Annotated in this window: 15 protein-coding genes; 7 read left to right on the forward strand and 8 right to left on the reverse strand. The window is 67.2% G+C overall.

Going from position 1 to position 19,472, the window contains the following annotated elements:
- Position 1 precedes the first annotated feature (1 nt).
- From yidC to ACFVVI_RS17965, 6 genes are all read left to right on the forward strand, one after another.
- The gene (gene yidC, locus ACFVVI_RS17940) at positions 2–1,084 is read left to right on the forward strand and encodes a membrane protein insertase YidC (RefSeq protein WP_378989376.1); all 1,083 of its coding nucleotides are present in this window, start codon (positions 2–4) and stop codon (positions 1,082–1,084) included.
- A gap of 25 nt (positions 1,085–1,109) precedes the next feature.
- Positions 1,110–1,646 carry a R3H domain-containing nucleic acid-binding protein gene (locus ACFVVI_RS17945; RefSeq protein ID WP_266294803.1) on the forward strand — a complete coding sequence of 179 codons (537 nt, stop codon included), beginning with the start codon at positions 1,110–1,112 and terminating at the stop codon, positions 1,644–1,646.
- An 84-nt stretch (positions 1,647–1,730) separates the two neighbouring features.
- Positions 1,731–2,477, forward strand: a complete 747-nt coding sequence (gene rsmG / locus ACFVVI_RS17950; RefSeq protein ID WP_378989375.1) for a 16S rRNA (guanine(527)-N(7))-methyltransferase RsmG — start codon at positions 1,731–1,733, stop codon at positions 2,475–2,477.
- A 1,536-nt stretch (positions 2,478–4,013) separates the two neighbouring features.
- Positions 4,014–5,009, forward strand: a complete 996-nt coding sequence (locus ACFVVI_RS17955; RefSeq protein ID WP_378989374.1) for a ParA family protein — start codon at positions 4,014–4,016, stop codon at positions 5,007–5,009.
- Positions 5,010–5,043: 34 nt separating this feature from the next.
- Complete coding sequence (locus ACFVVI_RS17960) at positions 5,044–6,087, forward strand: ParB/RepB/Spo0J family partition protein (protein WP_387446030.1); 1,044 nt, start codon at positions 5,044–5,046, stop codon at positions 6,085–6,087.
- Positions 6,088–6,167: 80 nt separating this feature from the next.
- Entirely contained in the window at positions 6,168–6,893 is a 726-nt protein-coding gene (locus tag ACFVVI_RS17965) for a GNAT family N-acetyltransferase (RefSeq protein ID WP_378635240.1), read from the forward strand.
- 58 nt (positions 6,894–6,951) lie between these two features.
- On the opposite strand, the gene ACFVVI_RS17970 is transcribed toward ACFVVI_RS17965, so the two are convergent.
- From ACFVVI_RS17970 to ACFVVI_RS17995, 6 genes are all read right to left on the reverse strand, one after another.
- On the reverse strand, positions 6,952–8,163 hold the full coding sequence (locus ACFVVI_RS17970; RefSeq protein ID WP_378989372.1) for a peptidoglycan-binding protein: 1,212 nt from the start codon (positions 8,161–8,163) through the stop codon (positions 6,952–6,954).
- Positions 8,164–8,295: 132 nt separating this feature from the next.
- Positions 8,296–8,628 carry a thioredoxin gene (gene trxA / locus ACFVVI_RS17975; RefSeq protein ID WP_189031738.1) on the reverse strand — a complete coding sequence of 111 codons (333 nt, stop codon included), beginning with the start codon at positions 8,626–8,628 and terminating at the stop codon, positions 8,296–8,298.
- A 32-nt stretch (positions 8,629–8,660) separates the two neighbouring features.
- A complete protein-coding gene (gene trxB, locus ACFVVI_RS17980; protein WP_378634632.1) occupies positions 8,661–9,647 on the reverse strand; it encodes a thioredoxin-disulfide reductase in 987 nt (328 codons plus the stop codon).
- Between the two features lie 88 nt (positions 9,648–9,735).
- Entirely contained in the window at positions 9,736–10,476 is a 741-nt protein-coding gene (locus ACFVVI_RS17985) for a hypothetical protein (RefSeq protein ID WP_387446031.1), read from the reverse strand.
- A gap of 96 nt (positions 10,477–10,572) precedes the next feature.
- Positions 10,573–11,169: an RNA polymerase sigma factor SigM gene (gene sigM, locus ACFVVI_RS17990; protein ID WP_378635242.1), complete on the reverse strand. Its 597-nt coding sequence runs from the start codon at positions 11,167–11,169 to the stop codon at positions 10,573–10,575.
- Between the two features lie 295 nt (positions 11,170–11,464).
- Positions 11,465–15,082 (reverse strand): murein biosynthesis integral membrane protein MurJ, encoded by a 3,618-nt coding sequence (locus ACFVVI_RS17995; protein WP_387446175.1) that lies wholly within the window; start codon positions 15,080–15,082, stop codon positions 11,465–11,467.
- A 660-nt stretch (positions 15,083–15,742) separates the two neighbouring features.
- Between ACFVVI_RS17995 and ACFVVI_RS18000 the strand changes: the two genes are divergently transcribed.
- Complete coding sequence (locus tag ACFVVI_RS18000) at positions 15,743–16,360, forward strand: hypothetical protein (RefSeq protein WP_387446032.1); 618 nt, start codon at positions 15,743–15,745, stop codon at positions 16,358–16,360.
- A gap of 72 nt (positions 16,361–16,432) precedes the next feature.
- Here the strand turns inward: ACFVVI_RS18000 and ACFVVI_RS18005 are convergent, their stop codons facing one another.
- Both ACFVVI_RS18005 and ACFVVI_RS18010 read right to left on the reverse strand, forming a co-directional pair.
- Positions 16,433–18,901, reverse strand: coding sequence for a DUF6049 family protein (locus tag ACFVVI_RS18005; RefSeq protein ID WP_378989367.1), 2,469 nt, complete (start codon positions 18,899–18,901; stop codon positions 16,433–16,435).
- Positions 18,898–19,353: an NUDIX hydrolase gene (locus ACFVVI_RS18010; RefSeq protein WP_228536794.1), complete on the reverse strand. Its 456-nt coding sequence runs from the start codon at positions 19,351–19,353 to the stop codon at positions 18,898–18,900. The genes ACFVVI_RS18005 and ACFVVI_RS18010 overlap by 4 nt, the downstream gene beginning before the upstream one ends.
- Between the last annotated feature and the right edge of the window lie 119 nt (positions 19,354–19,472).

Consider the following 19,472-nt stretch of genomic DNA (forward strand, 5'->3'; position numbering starts at 1 on the left):
CGTGCTCGACATCATCTATTGGCCGGTATCCGCAATTCTGTGGTTCTGGCACAAAGCCTTCGGCTTTGTGTTCGGGCCTGACAGCGGTCTCACTTGGGCACTGGCGATCGTGTTCCTCGTGTTCACGCTGCGCCTGGTGCTGTACAAGCCGTTCGTCAAGCAGGTACGCACAACCAAACAGATGCAAGAGCTGCAGCCCCAGATCAAGGAGCTGCAGAAGAAGTACAAGAACGACCGCGAGACCATGGCGAAGGAGATGCAGAAGCTCCAGAAGGAGCACGGCTTCAACCCGCTCATGGGCTGCCTGCCCGTCCTGGTGCAGGTGCCGGTCTTCCTCGGTCTGTTCCACGTGCTTCGTTCGTTCAACCGAACCGGCACCGGCTGGGGCCAGGTCGGGATGTCGAACTATGACAACGCGCATACCGCGAACTACATCTTCAGCGCGGCCGACGTCCAGTCGTTCCTGAGTGCCCGTATCTTCGGTGCGCCGATCGCGGCGTTCATCACCGCGCCGCCCGAGCAGCTGGAAGCCTTCGCGGACTGGGGCGGTACGCCCACCAAGCTGAACATCGCTCTCGTCGCCGTGCCGCTGATGATCATCGCCGGTCTGGCGACCCACTTCAACGCCCGCGCCTCGGTGCAGCGGCAGACTCCCGAAGCCGCCGCCAACCCGCAGGCCGCCATCATGAACAAGCTGTCGCTGTGGGTCTTCCCGCTCGGCGTGATGGTCGGTGGCCCCTTCCTGATGATCGGCATCCTGCTCTACTGGGTGGCCAACAACATCTGGACCTACGGACAGCAGCACCTGGTGTTCGGCCGGATGGAAAAGGAAGACGAAGAGCGTAAGCAGAAGAAGCTGGAGCTGCGGTCGCAGAACGCGCCCAAGCCCGGTGCCAAGCCGGTCGACGTCCGCAAGAAGCAGGACGCCCCGGCCGTCGATGACGAGCCTTCGGTGAACGGCACCGCGGCGACCAACGGCACCACTCCTAAACAGTCGGCCAAGCAGGGCGGTGGCAAGCGCAGGCCCGGCGGGCAGCAGCGGCCGGGTAACCGTGGCCGTGCGAACCAGAAGCGTAAGCGCTGAGACGCGATCGGATAGAGGGAATCCAATGACTGTTGAGACCGAGACCGACGGAGGGGACGCCACTGTGGCGACGACTGCTGTTGACGTCGTGAACGACGCCGAAGAAGCGTTGATCGAAGAGGGCGAGATCGCGGGCGACTACCTCGAGCAGCTACTCGATGTGCTCGACTTCGACGGCGATATCGACCTCGATGTCGAGGGCGACCGCGCCATCGTGAGCATCGACGGCGGCCGTGATCTGACCAAGCTCGTCGGGCGAAACGGTGAAGTGCTCGACGCGCTGCAGGAGCTGACTCGGCTCGCCGTGCAGCAGGCGACCGGCGTGCGTAGCCGTCTGATGCTCGATGTGGCCGGCTGGCGTGCACAGCGCCGGACCGATCTGAGCGAGATCGGCGTCGCCGCCGCGAAGCGGGTGCTCGAGTCGGGCGCACCCGAAGCGCTGTCCGCGATGACTCCGTTCGAGCGCAAGATCGTGCACGACGCTGTCGCCGATATCGATGGCGTAGCGAGCGAGAGTGAAGGCGTCGAGCCGAATCGTCATGTGGTGGTAGTGCCCGAGTAGGCTGACTTCCGCCGTAACCACGAACGATGTGATTAGGCCTCCGGTCTTGGACCGGGGGCTTTTTCATTGCCATCACTCGGAAGGATGTTTCACGTGGAACGAGAACTGGGTGCGCCGTCCGACGAGCAGGAACCGCCCGCCGCCGCTGCCCGAGTGTTCGGCGACCGCTTGGACATCGCCCGCCGGTACTACGCGGCGCTGGCGACGGCCGGTGTGGAACGCGGTCTCATCGGTCCCCGTGAGGTTCCCCGGCTGTGGGAGCGCCACATTCTCAACTGTGCCGTCATCGGCGAGCTGATCGATGAAGGCGCTTCGGTTGTCGATATCGGCAGCGGTGCCGGGCTTCCCGGAATCCCCCTCGCGATCGCCCGGCCCGACCTTCGCATCACTCTCGTGGAACCGCTGCTGCGGCGGACGATCTTCCTGAGCGAGTTCATCGAAGAAGCCGGGTTGGATGTCACGGTGGTTCGCGGTCGGGCGGAGCAGTCCGGCGTGATCAAAGAAGCGGGCGGCGCGGATGTCGTCACTTCGCGCGCGGTGGCTCCTCTCGCCAAACTCGCCCACTGGTCGCTCCCCCTTCTTCGCGACCACGGTCGCATGCTCGCTCTCAAAGGAACCAGTGCCGCCGAAGAACTCGAACGCGACGGTGCCGAGCTGATTCGTGACGGTGCGACCGATCTCCGGGTCGTCGGGTGTGGCGCCGGCATCGTGGAAATCCCCACTCTTGTCATCAGTGCCGAGCTACTCCCCCGTGCCGAGCGTCCGACTCGTCGCAGTGAACGGAAGGCCGCCGGAGTGGAGAAGAAAGCTCGGAAGCGTCGCGAATCCTGATCGACCTGAAATCTCTTCCATCTAGCGGGTTCGCGCGTTTCGTAACGTGACGAATCATGCCGAGGGTCGTTGTATGGGCTTGAGGCGGGTCTATTTTCGGTAGTTGCGGATGGGTGTCGCGTTCGGGGAGCGGAAGTGTTTCACGTGGAACGCGACAGCCGCTCCTCTTCGTTGTTGATCGAATTTCGTATGCGTCGGGCGGACTTCGCCAGTCGGGTTTGGTCGTGGTGGATTCGCTCGCTCGGTTTGAAGCGGAACGCGATCTGTCCGGGAAGTGCGTTGCCTGTGAGTCGAGGCAGGTCTGGTGAGATCGAATCTTCGGGCTCACGGGTGGGGGTGATCGTCGGGCGTCCGTTGGGTGGGTGAGCGTCGGCGAAGTCGAGGGAGAATCTGGTCGTCTGTTGTGTGGCAGTTCCTGGGATGGAAGTTGCCGTGAGCGAGCGTGTTCGGCAGCGCGTGTTTGCCGATCAGCAATGGGCGTTGGTGTCCTATCGGAAGATGTGTGGCATCGGTTCTTCTCGGCGGCAGCTGGGCTCCGCTTCTCTCGTTGAGTAGCGACACGGTGATCGTCGCGGGCGACGTGTTCGGCCGGACGCTCGTCGACCGCTTGGGTGTGTGGAGATCGGTGCGGAGAAGTCTGGTGGTGATCGGGCGTCGTTTGGTCCACGTAGGGGTGGGGTCAGAAACTTGGCGAGTCGGATGTCGGCGAGGCGGGCTGGGACTGTGAGCCGATGACTCATGTGGATCTGTGTGAGATGGGGCGCGGGGCGAGCGGTGAATTGGTTGGGGTGCTGTGCTGATGCTGAGGGGGTGCTTCTCGGCTGACTCCGGGGTGCGTGGGTGATGGGGAGTGCGGGTGGGATTTGTGGCTGGGATTGGGTGTTCGGTAGTCCCAGGGGTTTGAGGCTGTGTTTTTGGCGCGCTGGCGCGCGCGTGTCCGCGGCCCTGAGGGGCCGCCGGTCAGCGCTCGAGACTCGCGCCTGCGGCGCATGCGCTTCGAGCGCTGACCGGCGACCCGGCCGCGGACCGGCCACTTCGTGGCCGCCGCTCCCTAGGGGTCGCGGGTGCGGGGTTGGGTGTGCGGTCATGGCGGATCTGGGGAGTGCGGTGTGGCGGGGCGTGCTGTCTGGATGGGAGTGCGGTGCGCGGTCTGGATGCTGGGTGGGAGTGCGGACCCCAGATGGATTTGAGGGCAGGGGTGGATGGGACGGGCTGAGTGTGGGAGCTCTTGGGCGAGCTCGGACCATGCGTTGCGGCACTCATCGGCCGTCTGATGTGGTGCCCCGCTCCCCCGTTGTTTCCCGTGAAACATCGATCGCGGGCGCTAATTTGTGAGTGTTGGGTGTGTCCTTGTCGGCGTGCCGCGATTCAGCTTTCCTAAGTGTCTCGAGGCTGGCAAGCTGTCAGAGTCGGGCGGGAGTGAGCCACCCTCCTCGAGTCTTCGAGTTCTCCACCGACACAGTTAGTTTGTGACGACACGGCGCCGACGTTCGTCGGGGATACGTGATCTGAAGTTTCTCGGGTTAGGAGCAATCTATGTCGAGCGGTCCGGCGAATGTTTCACGGGAAACAGCGTCGCGGGTCCCGGGGATGCTGGATTCCAGCAGCTTCGACGCGGAGACGTTCGGGAATACTCCTTTCGGGCACATCTCCCCGGCCGAGACCCCGATCGCGGCGGAAGCGCAACGCGCCAGCCAGATTCTGCATCCAGGAAAGGTCACTGTGCCGAAACCTCGCGAGCAACGGATCATCACTATCGCCAACCAGAAGGGCGGCGTCGGTAAGACGACTACGACGGTCAATCTCGCTGCGGCGCTAGCGCACCAGGGAATGACGGTCCTTGTGGTCGATCTTGATCCGCAGGGCAACGCGAGTACGGCGCTGGGCGTCGCACACAACTCGGGTGTGCCGTCCAGCTACGAGCTCCTGATCGGTGAAGTGACGGTCAAGGACGCGATCCAAGTGAGCCCGCACAGCGAGCGATTGCTGTGTGTCCCGGCCACGATCGACCTGGCCGGCGCGGAGATCGAACTGGTCTCGATGGTCGCCCGGGAAGGCCGGTTGAAGACCGCGATCCGCGAGGCGGGCATGGTCGGCTTCGACATCGATTACGTGTTGATCGACTGCCCGCCCTCCCTCGGTTTGCTCACGGTCAACGCGCTCGTGGCGGCCAAGGAGGTGCTGATTCCGATCCAGTGTGAGTACTACGCGCTGGAGGGTGTCGGTCAGCTGCTCCGCAATATCGGGCTGGTGCAGGCGCACCTGAACCCGGAGCTACATGTGTCGACCGTCCTGCTGACGATGTACGACGGCCGCACCAAGCTGGCCGACCAGGTGGCCGAGGAAGTGCGTAATCACTTCGGCGATGTGGTCCTCAAGTCGATGATCCCGCGCAGCGTGAAGGTCTCGGAGGCGCCGGGCTATGGGATGACCGTGCTCGATTACGATCCAGGCTCGCGCGGTGCGATGAGCTACATGGACGCGGGGCGCGAGCTGGCCGCTCGTGCGCAGCTGAAGCAAGACGCGTCTTAAGCGTGAGTTGGAACGAGGAAGGGATCGGTAGCCGATGAGTCAGGCGAAAAAGGGCGGTCTCGGTCGCGGGTTGGCCGCATTGATCCCGACGGGTCCGGCAGTGGCGCCGGGCTTGAGCAGTGCCGCCGCGAGCGTGATCGGAATCAACCCGATCGGCCCGCAACCGGCCGAGGCGTTCCTGCATCGTGTTCCGGACGCGGAGCCCGAGCCGGAGCCCGAACCCGAGCCCGAATCCGATCTGGTCTCCCCCGGCGGCGCGGTGTACCGCGAGGTTCCCGCCGACCTGATCGAGCCGAACCCGAAGCAGCCGCGTCAGGTCTTCGAGGAAGACGCACTCGCGGAGCTCGTGCACTCGATTCGCGAGTTCGGTCTCATGCAGCCGATCGTCGTGCGCCGCCTCGAACCGGGCGTCGACAAGTTCCAGTTGGTCATGGGCGAGCGCCGCTGGCGCGCATGCCAAGAGGCCGGACTCGCCACGATCCCGGCCATCATCCGGGACACCGACGACGGCTCGATGCTGCGCGACGCGCTCCTGGAGAACATCCACCGCGTGCAGCTGAACCCCCTCGAGGAGGCGGCGGCCTATCAGCAGCTGCTCGAGGAGTTCGACGTCACGCACGAGGAATTGGCTTCGCGAATCGGTCGCTCGCGGCCGGTGGTGACGAATATGATTCGTTTGCTGAAGCTGCCGATTCCCGTGCAGCGTCGGGTGGCCGCCGGGGTGCTCTCGGCCGGACACGCCAGGGCGCTGCTCGGCTTGGATGCCGGCGCGGACGCACAGGAAGAATTGGCTGCACGAATCGTTCGTGAGGGAATGTCGGTTCGGTCTACGGAGGAAGCGGTGCAACTCGCGAACCGCGAGCCCACGCCGACCGCTCCCCCGGCACCGAAGCGCAAACCGATCCACATGCCGGGTCTGCAAGATGTTGCCGAGAGACTGTCGGGGTCCTACGACACCCGAGTCACGGTCAGCCTCGGCAAGAACAAGGGCAAGATCGTTGTCGAGTTCGGGTCCGTCGAAGATCTCGAGCGCATCGTGGCGCTGATGGAGCAAGTCGGCCCCGAAACGTCACTGTGACTGAAAGAGGCGGCACGTACTGTGGATAGTGATGTGGCGTGAGCGTGGATGAATCCGACAGCTGGAGGCTGAACAGAGCGGTGTCGACCAGCGTCACGGCTTTGACTCTCGACGGGCTCGGTCAGCTCCCGGCGCACACCCGGCGGTGTGTGTTCTGGGAGCTCGACCCGGCCGTCGCCGCGGACTCGCACGCGTTCAGCGATCCGGTCTTCGAAAAGGAAGCCTGGCTCTCGACGGTGATGCTCGAGTGGGGTTCGTGCGGGCAGGTGGCCCACGTGGACAACAACCTCGCGGGCTGTGCGCTGTACTCCCCCCCGAGTGCCGTGCCACGTTCCGCGCTGTTCCCCACGTCCCCAGTAAGCCCGGACGCGGTCCTGCTGACCACGCTGCAGGCCGAATTCCCCTACGATGAGGCCGATGTAGCCCATCGCCTTGTTCAGGCCGTGGTGGCCGATCTGGTGCGTCGTGGCGTGCGGGCGCTGGAAGCATTCGGCATTCGCAACGGCCCACCGTCGAGTTCGGTAGCCGATCGCGGCTTCGGATCGTCGATGCGGCTGATGGAACGGATCGCGGCGCCGCTGCGGGACCCGTCGTCCGCGACGAGGTGCACTCCCGAAACCTGCATGATCGACGCGGATTTCCTCGCCGAGGTCGGTTTCGAAGTGGTGGCCCCGCACCACCGCTTCCCCCGGCTGCGCCTGGAACTCGACTCCGATCACGGCTGGAAGGAGGATGTCGAGCGCGCGCTCGATCAACTCCTGGCGGCGGCGTCGATGGAACCGCCCTCGCGCGTCGGCGCGCACTGACCCGAGACAACAAGAACGGCCCCGCGGATAACCGCGGGGCCGTTGGTCTTGTGTGAGGCTAGACGCGCGGGGCGGGAACATTGCCCGCGTCGGCGGCCGCCAGCTCTTCGGCGAGCAACTCGGCGAAGGTGTAGGTGCCGGTCGGCTGATCGTCCTGGCCGAGCAGATAGAGCCGCTTCACCGAGATCAGAATCGCTTCGGCGATCACGTCGCGCATGCGCGGGTTGGTGAGCACCGAGGCGTCGTAGTCGTTGGTGAGGTAGCCGAGGTCGACCTGCACGGTCGGCATCTTGGTCAGGCGCAACAGGTCCCAGGTGCGCTGATGAGTCCGGCAGTCCTGCACCGAGGTTCGGGCCACCACTTCGCGCTGGATGAAACCGGCCAGTACCTGACCGATCATCGACACCGAACCGTGCGAGTTGCCCCAGTAGAAACCGGCCACTCCCTTCGCGGACGGGTTGTCGCTGGTCGCGCAGCGCAACGAGATCATCAGGTCGGCATCGAAGGCGTTGGAGGTGTCGGCGCGTTCGACATCGGTGGGGTTGGCGCCCCACGGCCGGGACAGGAAGGTTTCCATACCGGTCGCGGCCATCCGGCCTTCGAGCCTGGAAGCGAGATCCCACAGGATCTCCGACTCGTAGACGTCACCGTATTCGGTGGGTACCGCGAAACCCTTGTCGGCGCCGCCGAATCCGGGGTCGATGACGATCCGCTTGCCGGTGAGCTGCGGGCCCGCCCGGTGCACCACTTCTTCCTCGGCGATGCGATGCGGGTTGCCACCGGTGACGCGCGCGCCGAGCAGATCCAGCGAGCGCAAGGTGTCGGGTCCGCAGATACCGTCGGCGGACAGGCCGATCTCGCGCTGGAACGCGCTGAGCCCGTCGTGGGTATGCGGGCCGAAGTGCCCGTCCACCCGGTACACGTAGAAGCCGAGATCCTGCAGCTTGCGCTGCAGGGTGGCCACGTCGTCACCGTAGAGCGGCGCCGACAATTGGTAGATCAACGTGCGAGCACCCAGCCGGTAGGAGGCTTCCTTCAGCGCGCGATAGGTGGCCGGACCGACCACCCCGTCGACGAGCAGACCGCGCTGCTGCTGGAACGCGCGGATCGCCGAATCGAGGGGCCGATCGAACACCGCCTCGGTGTCCTTCCAATACTCCGGTCCGTCAGTGGATTCGACGTGTGGGAGATGCAGGAAACCGAGGCTTGCGAGGGTGCTCCGAACCTCTGCGACGGCTGGTCCTGAATCGCCGTGACGAAGTCGGTGCATGCGTAAGAGCCCTTTCCTTCGGCCGGAGCGTCCGTCGATTGTCTCAGACCCGGGCCGCTTTGCGGGAATCCCGGGTCCAGGCATCCTACGGCGCGTCGGCCGGTAGGAGACGCTTTTATCGGATGCTCTGTGTTAGATGAGACCGTCGAGCTCGCGCAGCAGCGCCGCCTTACCTTTCGCGCCGACGATCTGCTTCACCGGCTTGCCACCCTGGAACAAGATCATCGTGGGCAGCGACAGGATCTGGTAGTCGCGGGCGGTGCCGGGATTGGCCTCGGTGTCGAGCTTGGCGATGGTCAGCTTGTCGGCGTGGGTGCCTGCGATCTCCTCCAGCACGGGGGCGACCATCTTGCACGGGCCGCACCAGTCGGCCCAGAAGTCGACGAGCACCGGCTTTTCGCTGAGCAGGACGTCGTCGGCGAAGGACTGGTCGGTGACGGTGATGGTGTTGGCACTCTCGGCCATGGGTGTCTCCTCGACAGGGGTGGAACTCGAAATCAGTTGGCGCGCACGGCGGCCGGGCCATCGGCGTGGTCGAGCGTGTTGGCGGTGATGTCGCCCTGCTCGGCGAGCCAGCGTTCGGCGTCGATCGCGGCGCGGCAGCCGGTGCCCGCGGCGGTGATCGCCTGCCGGTAGGTGTGGTCGACGAGGTCGCCCACGGCGAAAACGCCCGCGACATCGGTGGCGGTGCCCGGATCGGTCACCTGCACATAGCCTTCGCCGTCGAGTGCGACCTGGCCCTTGACGAGTTCGCTGCGCGGATCGTGCCCGATGGCGACGAACAGGCCGGTCGCGTCGAGCTCGGACTCCGCGCCGGTGCGGGTGTCGCGCAGGGTGAGGCTGGTGACGCTCTTCTCACCGTTGACCTTCACGACCTCGGAGTTGAGCTGGAACTTGATCTTCTCGTTGGCCTTGGCACGCTCGAGCATGATCCGTGACGCACGGAACTCCTCACGGCGGTGCACGATGGTGACGCTCGCGGCGAACTTGGTGAGGAAGGTCGCTTCCTCCATGGCGGAGTCGCCGCCGCCGACCACGACGATGTCCTGGCCCTTGAAGAAGAAGCCGTCGCAGGTGGCGCAGGCGCTCACACCGCGGCCGAGCAGGTCCTGCTCCCCCGGCACGTTCAGGTAGCGCGCGGCCGAACCCATCGCGAGGATCACGGCGTAGGCCTCGAAGGTCTCGTCACCGACGGTGACCTTCTTCACGGGGCCGGACAGGTCGATCGCGTCGACGTCCTCGGTGCGCAGCTCGGCGCCGAAACGCTTGGCCTGGTCGCGCATCTGCTCCATGAGGTCGGGGCCCATGATGCCGTCGCGGAAGCCGGGGAAGTTCTCCACCTCGGTGGTGGTCATCAGGGCGCCACCGAACTGGGTGCCCTCGAAGACCAGCGGCGAAAGCTCCGCGCGGGCGGCGTAGACGGCCGCCGTGTAGCCGGCGGGTCCTGAGCCGACGATGATCAGGTCGCGAACTGGCGTGCTCATGGGGACCTTCCGAGAAGTAAAGCTGGGACGTGTCGGTCAACAACAGCCTAAACGGTGTTGTTCCCGGTATTTCTTTGCGGCTGGTCCCTCAACCGATGTCGCGCAGGGTGAGCCGTTCCGGGGTGCCGGTGGTGCAGCCGGTACCGACCACCAGGGCGGTGATGGTGGGGGCCTGCTCGCCCTGGACGAGGACCAGGACGGCGTCGGAGCCACGGAAAGTGATATTCGACGCTCCCAGTACCGCGCGGTCGATGCCGTTGGCTTGCACGCAGCGGGTGAGGGCCGCTTCGTCGGCCAGCGGGCCGATCACGTCGCGTTTGCCCAGTGCGCGGAGTGCGGCGGCGGTGGTGAGTTCGTCGGCGGCCGCCGGTTCGGTGAACGGCGCGGCGGTGGGGGTGCCCTCGGTGGTGTCGAACGTGCTGAACACGGCACCGGCGCCCGCCAGGACGGCCACGGTGGCGGCGGCCGCGGCGAGTAGCCCCAGTCGGCGCCGGGAGCGGTAGCGGTCCAGCGAGATCGGGGCCTCGCCGGCCGGTGCGGGGGGAACAGCAGCGAGCGGCGTGATGCGCTCGGTCGGGCCCTCCCCCGCGTCGAGTTCGGCGACGAATCGGAACATGCGGTCGGCCACGTCGTCGGGCATGCGGTGCATGACCCGCTCGTCGGTGGCGAGCGTGCGGAGGTGGGTGTTCACCTCGTCGAGCTTGTTCAGGTAGTGCAGCGCGTCTTCGTCGGTGCGGACCATGGGCCACAGCTGCTCGCACAATTCGGGCGCGAGGTTGTCGGCATGCAGATCGGCCAGCAGTTCCGACGGGAACGGAGGCTGCGGCACGGATCGAGACACCCTCGCACCTCCCCTGTTCTGTCGATATCGGATCGCAGGATTTACATCGCTGACTTGTTCGTCACTGTTAATGACGCATCCCGACTACATCCGGTTCCCTGGATCCCGGAAAAATTCCAAACGTTCTTGCAAACGTACGCGCGCTCGGGCGCATCGGCTCTTGATCGTGCCCGGCGCCACGCCGAGCGCAGCGGCGGTTTCGGCGACGCTGCGGCCCTCCATCTCGGTCATGACCAGGGCCAATCGTTGTTCGTCAGGGAGGGTGAACAGCGCCTCGCTCACGACGGTGGACAGTTCGTAATGCGCGAAGGCGTCGTGCGGGTCGACCGCCTCGGGCATGGTGTCGGGCAGGATCGACACGGCGCGACGGGTCTTGTTGCGCCGGATCCGGTCGAGGCAGGCATTCACCACGATCGCGTGCAGCCAGCTACGCACCTCGGATTCGGCGCGGAACGAGTCGGCGGTGCGATGGGCCGAGAACAAGGCGTCCTGCAGACAGTCGGCGGCGTCCTCGCGGTTGTAGGACGTGCGCAGCGCGGTCTGCCAGAGATGGTCGGAATGCCTGCGCAGCAGTTCGGCGAAGACATACGGTTCCCCGCGAACGTGGGCGGCAAGCAGTTGCTTGTCGCTGCCGTTCTCCAGGAACGAGCGGACGCTGGGCGCGACCTGCCGCGGTGGCACACCGCGGACTTGCTCGTTGACATCCGGCGACAAAACTGACCCCTTGGACAGCGCTCATTACGGCGACTTCGAGCCGACGAACAAGGCCGATCCATCACCTGACTACAACGCGACGTCCAGGATCGACGTCAACAAATCCTGGGTAACTCTCAACCGAGAGCGCGGGGGGATCATATCGTTGATAACAATTACGCACCAACCGGACCGCGGTTCGATGAAGATCGGCAATGGGCCCGGAAATGATCGACCACCTGCGCAGATAGCAGAGGTGGGAGGGTTTTACGGCGCGATGAGACTAAGGGGCCGCGTCGAAGCGGACGTCGGCGATCGCGGTCTGGAACTGACCGCCGGAATTCGCCAGTCCGGTGATCCAGACGAGCACGAAACGAGCGGCCTGATCGGTCTGCACGGCGATATCGGTGACGCCGTCACCGAGCTTGGCCGAACCGATCAGCTGGGTCTGGTCGAGCGTGGGCGCCTCGGTGGGCGAGGTACGGATCTCGACCGTGCTGCCCGCACTGGGTGAGGTGATCGACACATTGGTGAGCTTGGCCGGCGTCGGCAGCGTGGCCAGCAGCCCCACGCCCTTCTTGAGGGCGGGGAACTGCTGGAAGTACTGATCGGTGCGCCACACCGTCGCCGCGTTGTGGTCGAGCACCGCGCCCGCCGCCGCGGCGCCGTCGGGGGTGCCCTCCGGGGAGAACACCGCGGCACCGGTGACCGGCACCGGCACACTCGTCGGCGGTGCCGCGGGGTCGTCGGCGGGCGGTGCGGACGCCGCGGGCGGAGCCACACTCGAGGTGAGGCCGATATTGATCTGCTGGTCCAGCGGCTTGTCCGACGCGCCGGGCGCGAAGATGCTGACCATCCACCAGATCAGCACGCCGACCACCAGCGCGGCGAGCACGCCGAGGCCGACCATGATCCACATCATCCGCTTGGAGCGTTCCCGCTCGGCCGCGAGCAGTTCCGGGTCGGCGAGTGAATCGGCACCGGGGGCCACAGCCCGCTGACCCAGACGTAAGACCGGAATGAAGTCGGTCTTCTGATCGACGACCGAGGCCTGCTCGAGCACGTGCTGCACGGTGGCAGCGGTGCGCACGCCCTTGTTGGATTCCAGCGAGCGAACCGCGACGGCCGAGATCTCGAACGGCACCTCCGGCCGGATCTGCCGCGGTTCCACCGGCGTGCCGTCCGGCCCGAAATCGGCCAGTCGCAGGCCGCCGATGGTGGCCGCCGACCCGGTGACACCGCCGACGCGAATCGGCCAGCGTGCGGTGATCAGGGCGTAGAGCATCGCGCCGAGGCCGCGGACGTCGCCTTGCGCGTCGGAATCGCCGAGGGTGCCGGGGAACGCGAGGACGGCGTCACCGGAGGCACTGATCCGGATCCGATCGGGGTGATCGATCGACAGCGAGCCGCCGCCACGGTGCGCGAGTTCGGCCGCCGAGGCGAGCGCCCTGATGGCCCGCGCCGCGCCGACCGGCGACGGCACGGTCTCGGCCATCTCACGCAGCGAACGACCGGGGGTCCACTCGGCCACGACGATGCCGCCGGAGCTGCCACGGACCACGTCGAGCACCCTGGCCAGGCCGGGCGAATTGATCCTGCCCAATCGCAGCGTGCGCGACAGCACCGCCTGCGGGCCGTCGTGACCGGAGTTCTCGCCCGAGGTCTGATCCGCGTCCACGAAGGTCAGCGCGACCTCGCGATCGAGCTTGATATCGAGTGCCTGCCAGAACTTCAGCCCGCGCGCACCCCCGTGACCGGCCAGCAATCGGTACCGGCCACCGGCGACGGACGCGCCGGGGATGAGCTTGGGGCCACGCTGTCCACGGTTGGCCGCCGCGCTCGGGGGCACCTGCGGGGGAATCGGCAGCATGCCGGTGTCGTACGTCGGATCGTGCGGCGGCATGGCCGAACGTGCGTCGTCTTCGTGCGTATCGCCTTCGTCTGGCGCGTCGGTATGTTCGGAATCCGTCGAGTTCGGCGCATCGGGCCCGACCTCGGTGGACATTCCTGCTGCCGCGCGCGCCGCAGAATCAGCGGCCGGGACGCCGCCCACCGCGTCATCGCTCACCCTCGGTCCTCCTTCGGCCTGAAAACCCGTGTCGGTCTGCGGAACAGCGTACGGGAACTGTGCTTTACCGGTGCTGTCAACAGCGCCCGGTCGAATGACGGGAAGCACCATGGTCTGGGTGTCCAAAGACTGCCCATATGCGGGGAATCCGTAGGTATCGGGACGGCGCAGGACGGTGGTCGCGTAGATGTCGTCTGCCGGGGTGTCGTCGAGTCCGAGATCCGGCGCGGGCGGGGTGATGCCGAGCTTGCGCGAGATCGCCACGGTGATGGCGACGACCTCGGGGATACCGGCCAGACGCATCAGGCCGAAGGCCACCGAGAACATGACCAGCGAATCGACGACAACGCGCAGCAGCGAGCCCGCGCCGCCGGAGACACGGTCGAGTCCGGTCACCGAGTCGACGATCAGCATCACCGCGCCGCCCGCGATCGAGGCGAGCAACACTCTGGTCACAGTTCGGCCGACATTGACCATTCGCAGGTCGCCGAGGCTGCGGTGCAGCAGCACGCCGCCGATCACCGCGCCCGCGGTGAATCCGAGGCCGGTGGCGACACCGAGAACGATCACCACGTCGTCGCTGTCGCGGGCGATGACCGGTGCCAGCGCCGAGATCAGGATCTTGATCGTCGTGATGCCGAGGATGATCCAGGTCGGTGTCCATGCCTGCTCGCGCGCATAGAACACCCGCAGATGGATGAGTACGAGCGAATACGGGATGAGCGAGAACGCCGACCAGCTCACCGCGCTGCCGAGCCGTTCGGCGTCACCGGAGAATCGCGCGTAGCCGTAGAGCGCCTGGCCGATCTCCGGGCCCGCGAGCGTCATGAAGGTGACGATCGGCAGCATCGCGATCATCGTGAGTCGCGTGGCTACGGACAGGTCGTCGACCACGGCGGGGGTGTCGTCGTCGGCGGCGCTGCGGCTCAGCCTCGGCATGATCGCGGTGAGCAGGGTTACCCCGATCACGCCGTAGGGCAGCTGCAACAGCGCCCACGCGTTCGCGAAGATCGCGGGACCCGCTTCGTCGGCCGAGGAGGCGATGTTGTTCGCGACCACCAAGCCGACCTGGCTGATCAGCACGTACAAGATGATCGCGATGCCCATCTTGCCGAACTGCTTGAGCCGCGCGTCGACTCCCCACAGCGGACGCAGGTTGATCCCGTGCCTGCGGATCGCGGGCAGCAGGCAGAGCGCCTGTGTCGCCACGCCCGCGGTGATGCCGAGGCCGAGGACCAGCAGTTTCGGGTCGCTCATGCGCACCGGGTCGAGCGTGATCTCGCCGGGTGTCAGCGCGTAGACCGCCAGCACCGTCAACGCGACCACATTGTTCATCACGGGTGCCCACGCACCCGGTTTGAACGCCTGTCTGGTGTTGAGGATCGCGGTGAACAGCGCGGACATGCCATAGAAGAGCAGCGCGGGTGCCAGTAGGTAGGTCAGCGCGACGGTCAGGTTCGTATTCACCTTGCCGTCGGAGGAGACGAGCACGTGACCGGCCAGGATCGGCGTGGCCGCCAAGGTGAGCACCGTGGCGACGAACAGCACGGTGAAGGCCGCTGTCACCAATCTGCGCACGAACGCGGCGCCGTTGTCGGCGTCCTCCTGCTCGGCGCGGATCAGGGTCGGCACGACGATGGCGGTGAGCACGGCGCCGAGGACGAGCTCGGCGACCATGTTCGGGATCAGGTTCGCCGAGATGAACGCACTCGCGATGGCCGGACCGAGCACGGTCAGCAACAGCAGCTGCTTGGCGAATCCGGTGATCCGGCTGATCAGCGTCGCGACGGCGATCGAACCCGAGTCCTTGAGCAGCTTCGCGTTGGCACTCATCGGGGCGCCGCCCGCCTTGGCGGCAGGTTCGGCCGCTACCTTCTTCGGCCGGGCGATGACCTGAGTCCGCTCCGCTGACCGATCGCCGGCGGGCACACCGCTCGCGTTCCGTCCACGATCGCCGAATCCGGCGCCTGCCTGGCGGCCATCCCGGGCGGGGTCCGCGGCGGGCATCCCGGGGAAACTCCCCCGCGACGGCATTGGACGTCCCTGCTCCGGCGGAGTTTGCCTGCGGCCACCGGCCTGATCGGGCCGATCCTGTCTCGGAATGGCGCCGGACTGCCCACCGCGCGGCGGGACCGGTCGTTGCTGGGGGAACTCGCCCGACGGGTTCGGCCCGGATCGCCGCGGGGCGAACCCGTCCGGTCCGGGACGTTGCTGCTGCGGAAACTCACCCGAGCGCCCGGCGGAACCAGGTCCGGGGCGCTGCTGTTGCGGGAATTCGCCCGAACGGCCGGCGGAACCAGGTCCGGGGCGCTGCTGTTGCGGGAATTCGCCCGAGCGCGCGCCGGAACCAGGTGCGTGGCGTTGCTGGGGAGGTACAGGGCGACCGTCCGGCCCGTAAGCAGGGGGGCGCGGGGGCAGGCCGGGCGGACCGGCAGGAGGCTGCGGTGCGCCGGGAGGGCCGCCTACACCGGGGCGCGGCGGCGGTCCGGGACGTTGCTGCTGCGGGAATTCACCCGAACGATTCGCCTGGCCGGGCGGTCGTTGACGTGGAGCGGGCCCGCGCCCTTGGCGGTCGCCCTGGGGCGGGCGCTGCTGATCCGGGCGGTAGTCGGCCGGGCGTGGCTGACCCTGTGCCGGGCGGAACCCGGCCGGTGGCTGTTCAGTGGGGCGACCGGGAGCCGGCGCGGCGCCGTGATCCGGCCCGGGACGGTATCCGGCCTGTTCGGGGCGCACGCCGGGCCGAGGACCTGGCGCGGCGGGCCGCTCACCGGGATGACGTGGCGCGCCGGGCAGATCCACCGCGGGCCGATTCCCCGGCTGACGAAATCCACCGGGCTGTTCGAACGCCGGATCACCGGGGCGTACCGGCGGTCGGCCATCGCGAGGCGCGGGGTCCGGTCGATGACCAGGCGCGCCGGGCCGCCGATCCACGTGCTGTGCAGCCTCGTCGCGGTCGGCGTCCTGTCCGGCCGTCATCCCGCGTTCCCACGGAGCACTGGGCGCCCGGCGCAGGGTCGGGTCGTCGTCGTGGTCACGCCGATGAGCGGAATCATCGTCGCCCATCATGCCTCCTGTACCCGGCGTAACCCGCGAATCCCGCCGGTCCGATGAGCGTTTCGCTCACCAGTGCCACTCTCGTCCTTGTCTGTCATGGTGCCCTGACCGCGCGTCAGGCGCGGGTGTTCACTGCCGTTGCAGCCGCTGACGTGCCCGCCGCAGTCGACCCGCCCGTTCGACCGTCTCCGGGGTGAACCCTTCGTCGGCGGGGTCGGGCTGTCCGCGGAACCGCCGCAGCAGTCGGCGCCCGGCCAGCAGCAACAGCAGTATCGCGGCACATGCGGTAATTATGGCCAGGGCCTGACCGTAGGCGTTCGAGCGCACCGAGACCGAGGTCGCCTCTCCTAGCGCTATCCCGTCCGGGGTGGTAAGGGCGATCGGAATGACCAGCTTACGGCTGTCGCTCACCTCGGTCGGGATCTGGAACGACCGGGTCCCGGACGGCGGAAGCAGCTGTTCGCCGATATCGGTGATGTTCGTCTCGGCGGGCGCTTCGATCCGGAACATCACCCGGATGGCGACGGGCAGTTCATTGCGCGCCACCAGCAACAACGGGCTCTGCTCGGAGGCCAGCGTGTACACCCCGCCCGGTGGCAGCACCGAGACCGAGGAGAACATCGTGTCCAGTTCGCGGGTCGCCTGGTCGATGCGCCGCTGGGCGTGCAGGTCGGCGAGCGTGTCGTTGTCGGCCCTGCGGTCGGACAGGCTCAGCGCGCGCAGCAGATCCTCGCGTGCCGGGGTGAGGAACGCGTGCGGGGTGAGCTCGGATTCGGGCAGTTCGACCAGCGCGCGCATCAGCTCGGTCACCCGGGCGCCCTGGTCGTGCACCGGTCCGATGAACTGTTCCGGCGCGGCGTCCTGGGCGGCGCGCGGCAGATACTCCAGCGCGAACGGCCGCGGGTCGGGTGCCTGTGTGACGAGGTCGGTGAAGCTGCGCGGGCCGGCGAGGTTGTTGCGGGTGAGCAGTTCGACCTGCTTGAGCAGCGCGACGCCCTCCTCCCGGCTGGCACCCCACTGCTGCGGTGGCATCAGCAGCTGCGAGCGCGGCCGGTCCGGCGACGGATTGAGCGCACTCCAGGCCATCGCGCCGAGCGCGTCCTGCAACCGGGCCGCGCGTGAGTCGTTGGTGACGTCGAACCGCACCTTCGACGGTGTGAACGACGGCGTCGGGGGGTTCGAGCCGACCGCGGCCAGCGCGGTCGCCGACCAGATGTCGAAGGTGGTCACCCGCAGCGCGGGATCGGTCCCGGCGGCGGCGCCGGCGGGCGGTTCCACGCTCACGCCCGGCACCCGCACGACATCGGGCGCGGACTGTTCCCCACCGACGACCACATCGGGGGTGAGCGTGGTCGGGGCGGAGGTGAGCGCGTTGTCGGTATCGGCGGGCGACCCGTCACCCGACACCGCGGAACCGGCCAGCACCGCCGTGCCGTATCCGTGCTCGCGCAACAACAGCCCGGCCGGATCGTCGATGCTGCCCGAATCGGGCAGGCTCACCCCGCGCAGCGACTGCGTGCCGAGGATCGAGTCCACGACGTCGGCGGGCGCGAGCAGGGCCCGCGCCGACAGACCCGGATCGTTCACCGCGGCCAGTGCCGACACGTCGACCTGCGCGAACGGCAGGGCCACCGTGCACATCGACCCGGCCAGCGCACGCAACCGGTCGAGCCAGGCTTGCGCGTTGGCCGCCCCGGTCCCTTCCCTGGTCGCCCCGCTCGGATCCGACGGACTGGCCAGCACCCGATAGCCGCGCGTCATCGTCTGCACGGTCGAGACCAGGTCCGGATCGATGGCGATACACACCGATCCGGCCACACTTCTGTCCTTGCCCGGCGCGGGCACCACCGATTCCAGCGCGGCGACGAGCTGTTCGAGCCGCCCGCCCTTGCCGACCGAGGCCGCCAGTTCGTCATCGAGCAGTTCGGCCTGGCCGTTCACCGAGCCGGGCTTGCCCGCGACCATGCGCGGCCGGTCGGCCAGCGGCCAGATCATCGTGGTCGCGATCGGTGACGCTTCCGGCGGCGGTGTCACCGCCGGTTCCGCGCTGCCGTCCACACCGGTCGGCGGCAGTCCGAGGACGGGGAGCAGGAAGCGCGCGTCGTCGAGCCTGGCCTGGGTGCCGTAGGCGGGTTCACCGTTGACGTTGAGCAGCAGCGGATACACCCCGGGATCGGTGAGCCCGAGCGATGCCTCCGAGCCCGCGCGCAACGCGATGCTCACCGAGAACTGTTTGCGCTGACCGGGACTCAACTGCGGCGCCACATCCTGGAACGGACCGGTCACCTCGTAGTTCACCTGGTCCAGCCGTAGCGAACTGCGCAACCCACTCGGCGAAGCCACCGCGGCGGCCCGTTGGATCCGCACGCTCACGTCGTCGACGACCCGGTCGCCGATATTGGTGACTGTGCCGGAGATGGTCAGCTTCGGGTCGCTGCCGGTGGTGACCGTGCCCGGCGCCACCGCGTCCAGGGTCAGCTTGAGAAACTTCGGCGTTCCCGACCCGTCCGTTTGAGCGTGCGCGACCGCGGGCAGCAGCGTCATCGAACCCAAGATGGTCAGGACCGCCGTGATCAGCCGGATCAGTCCACCCGTCATCGCTTGCCGGTCTCCATCCGGTCGATCAATCGGTTCGCCACTTCGGCCAACCGCCGTTCGTCGGCGTAGGCCAGTCGGGAATCCAACTCGCTCAACGGAACCCACGCAACCTGGGTCACTTCGACGTCGGCGTCGGACAGCTCACCGCCCAGACACCGCAGCAGAAAATGGTGCACGGTCTTGTGTACCCGTCTGCCCTCGGTGACGAACCAGTAATCGATGCTGCCGAGCTCGGCGACCACTTCCCCGTCGATTCCGGTTTCCTCGGCGACTTCGCGGATCGCGGTCTGCTCGGAGGTCTCGCCCTCTTCGATATGCCCTTTGGGCAGCGACCACAACAGTCGTCCGCGACGGTCGGTGCGCCCGATCAGCGCGGCGGTGCGCTGTTCCTTGGGGCCGTCGAGCCCTTCGACGACCAGGCCGCCCGCCGAGGTTTCCCGCACGGTGCGCATGCGGGGTTTGCCGGCGTTGTTCGCCGAACCGCGCCGCCGCGGCTGGCGGCGTCGACTGTTCGCGCGATCGGCCGGAGGAGACACCTCGCCAGCTTAGCTGGGTTTGTTTTTGCGGCACC

The sequence above is a fragment of the Nocardia sp. NPDC058114 genome (genome assembly GCF_042884695.1).
Lineage (GTDB): Bacteria > Actinomycetota > Actinomycetes > Mycobacteriales > Mycobacteriaceae > Nocardia.

Excerpts from the sequence above, each read along its gene's own strand:
- ACFVVI_RS17945 (WP_266294803.1), top strand. The coding sequence starts at position 1,110 with ATGACTGTTGAGACCGAGACCGACGGAGGGGACGCCACTGTGGCGACG.
- rsmG (WP_378989375.1), top strand. The coding sequence starts at position 1,731 with ATGTTTCACGTGGAACGAGAACTGGGTGCGCCGTCCGACGAGCAGGAA.
- ACFVVI_RS17955 (WP_378989374.1), top strand. The coding sequence starts at position 4,014 with ATGTCGAGCGGTCCGGCGAATGTTTCACGGGAAACAGCGTCGCGGGTC.
- ACFVVI_RS17960 (WP_387446030.1), top strand. The coding sequence starts at position 5,044 with ATGAGTCAGGCGAAAAAGGGCGGTCTCGGTCGCGGGTTGGCCGCATTG.
- ACFVVI_RS17970 (WP_378989372.1), bottom strand. The coding sequence starts at position 8,163 with ATGCACCGACTTCGTCACGGCGATTCAGGACCAGCCGTCGCAGAGGTT.
- trxA (WP_189031738.1), bottom strand. The coding sequence starts at position 8,628 with ATGGCCGAGAGTGCCAACACCATCACCGTCACCGACCAGTCCTTCGCC.
- trxB (WP_378634632.1), bottom strand. The coding sequence starts at position 9,647 with ATGAGCACGCCAGTTCGCGACCTGATCATCGTCGGCTCAGGACCCGCC.
- ACFVVI_RS17995 (WP_387446175.1), bottom strand. The coding sequence starts at position 15,082 with ATGAGTGCCAACGCGAAGCTGCTCAAGGACTCGGGTTCGATCGCCGTC.
- ACFVVI_RS18005 (WP_378989367.1), bottom strand. The coding sequence starts at position 18,901 with ATGACGGGTGGACTGATCCGGCTGATCACGGCGGTCCTGACCATCTTG.
- ACFVVI_RS18010 (WP_228536794.1), bottom strand. The coding sequence starts at position 19,353 with ATGCGCACCGTGCGGGAAACCTCGGCGGGCGGCCTGGTCGTCGAAGGG.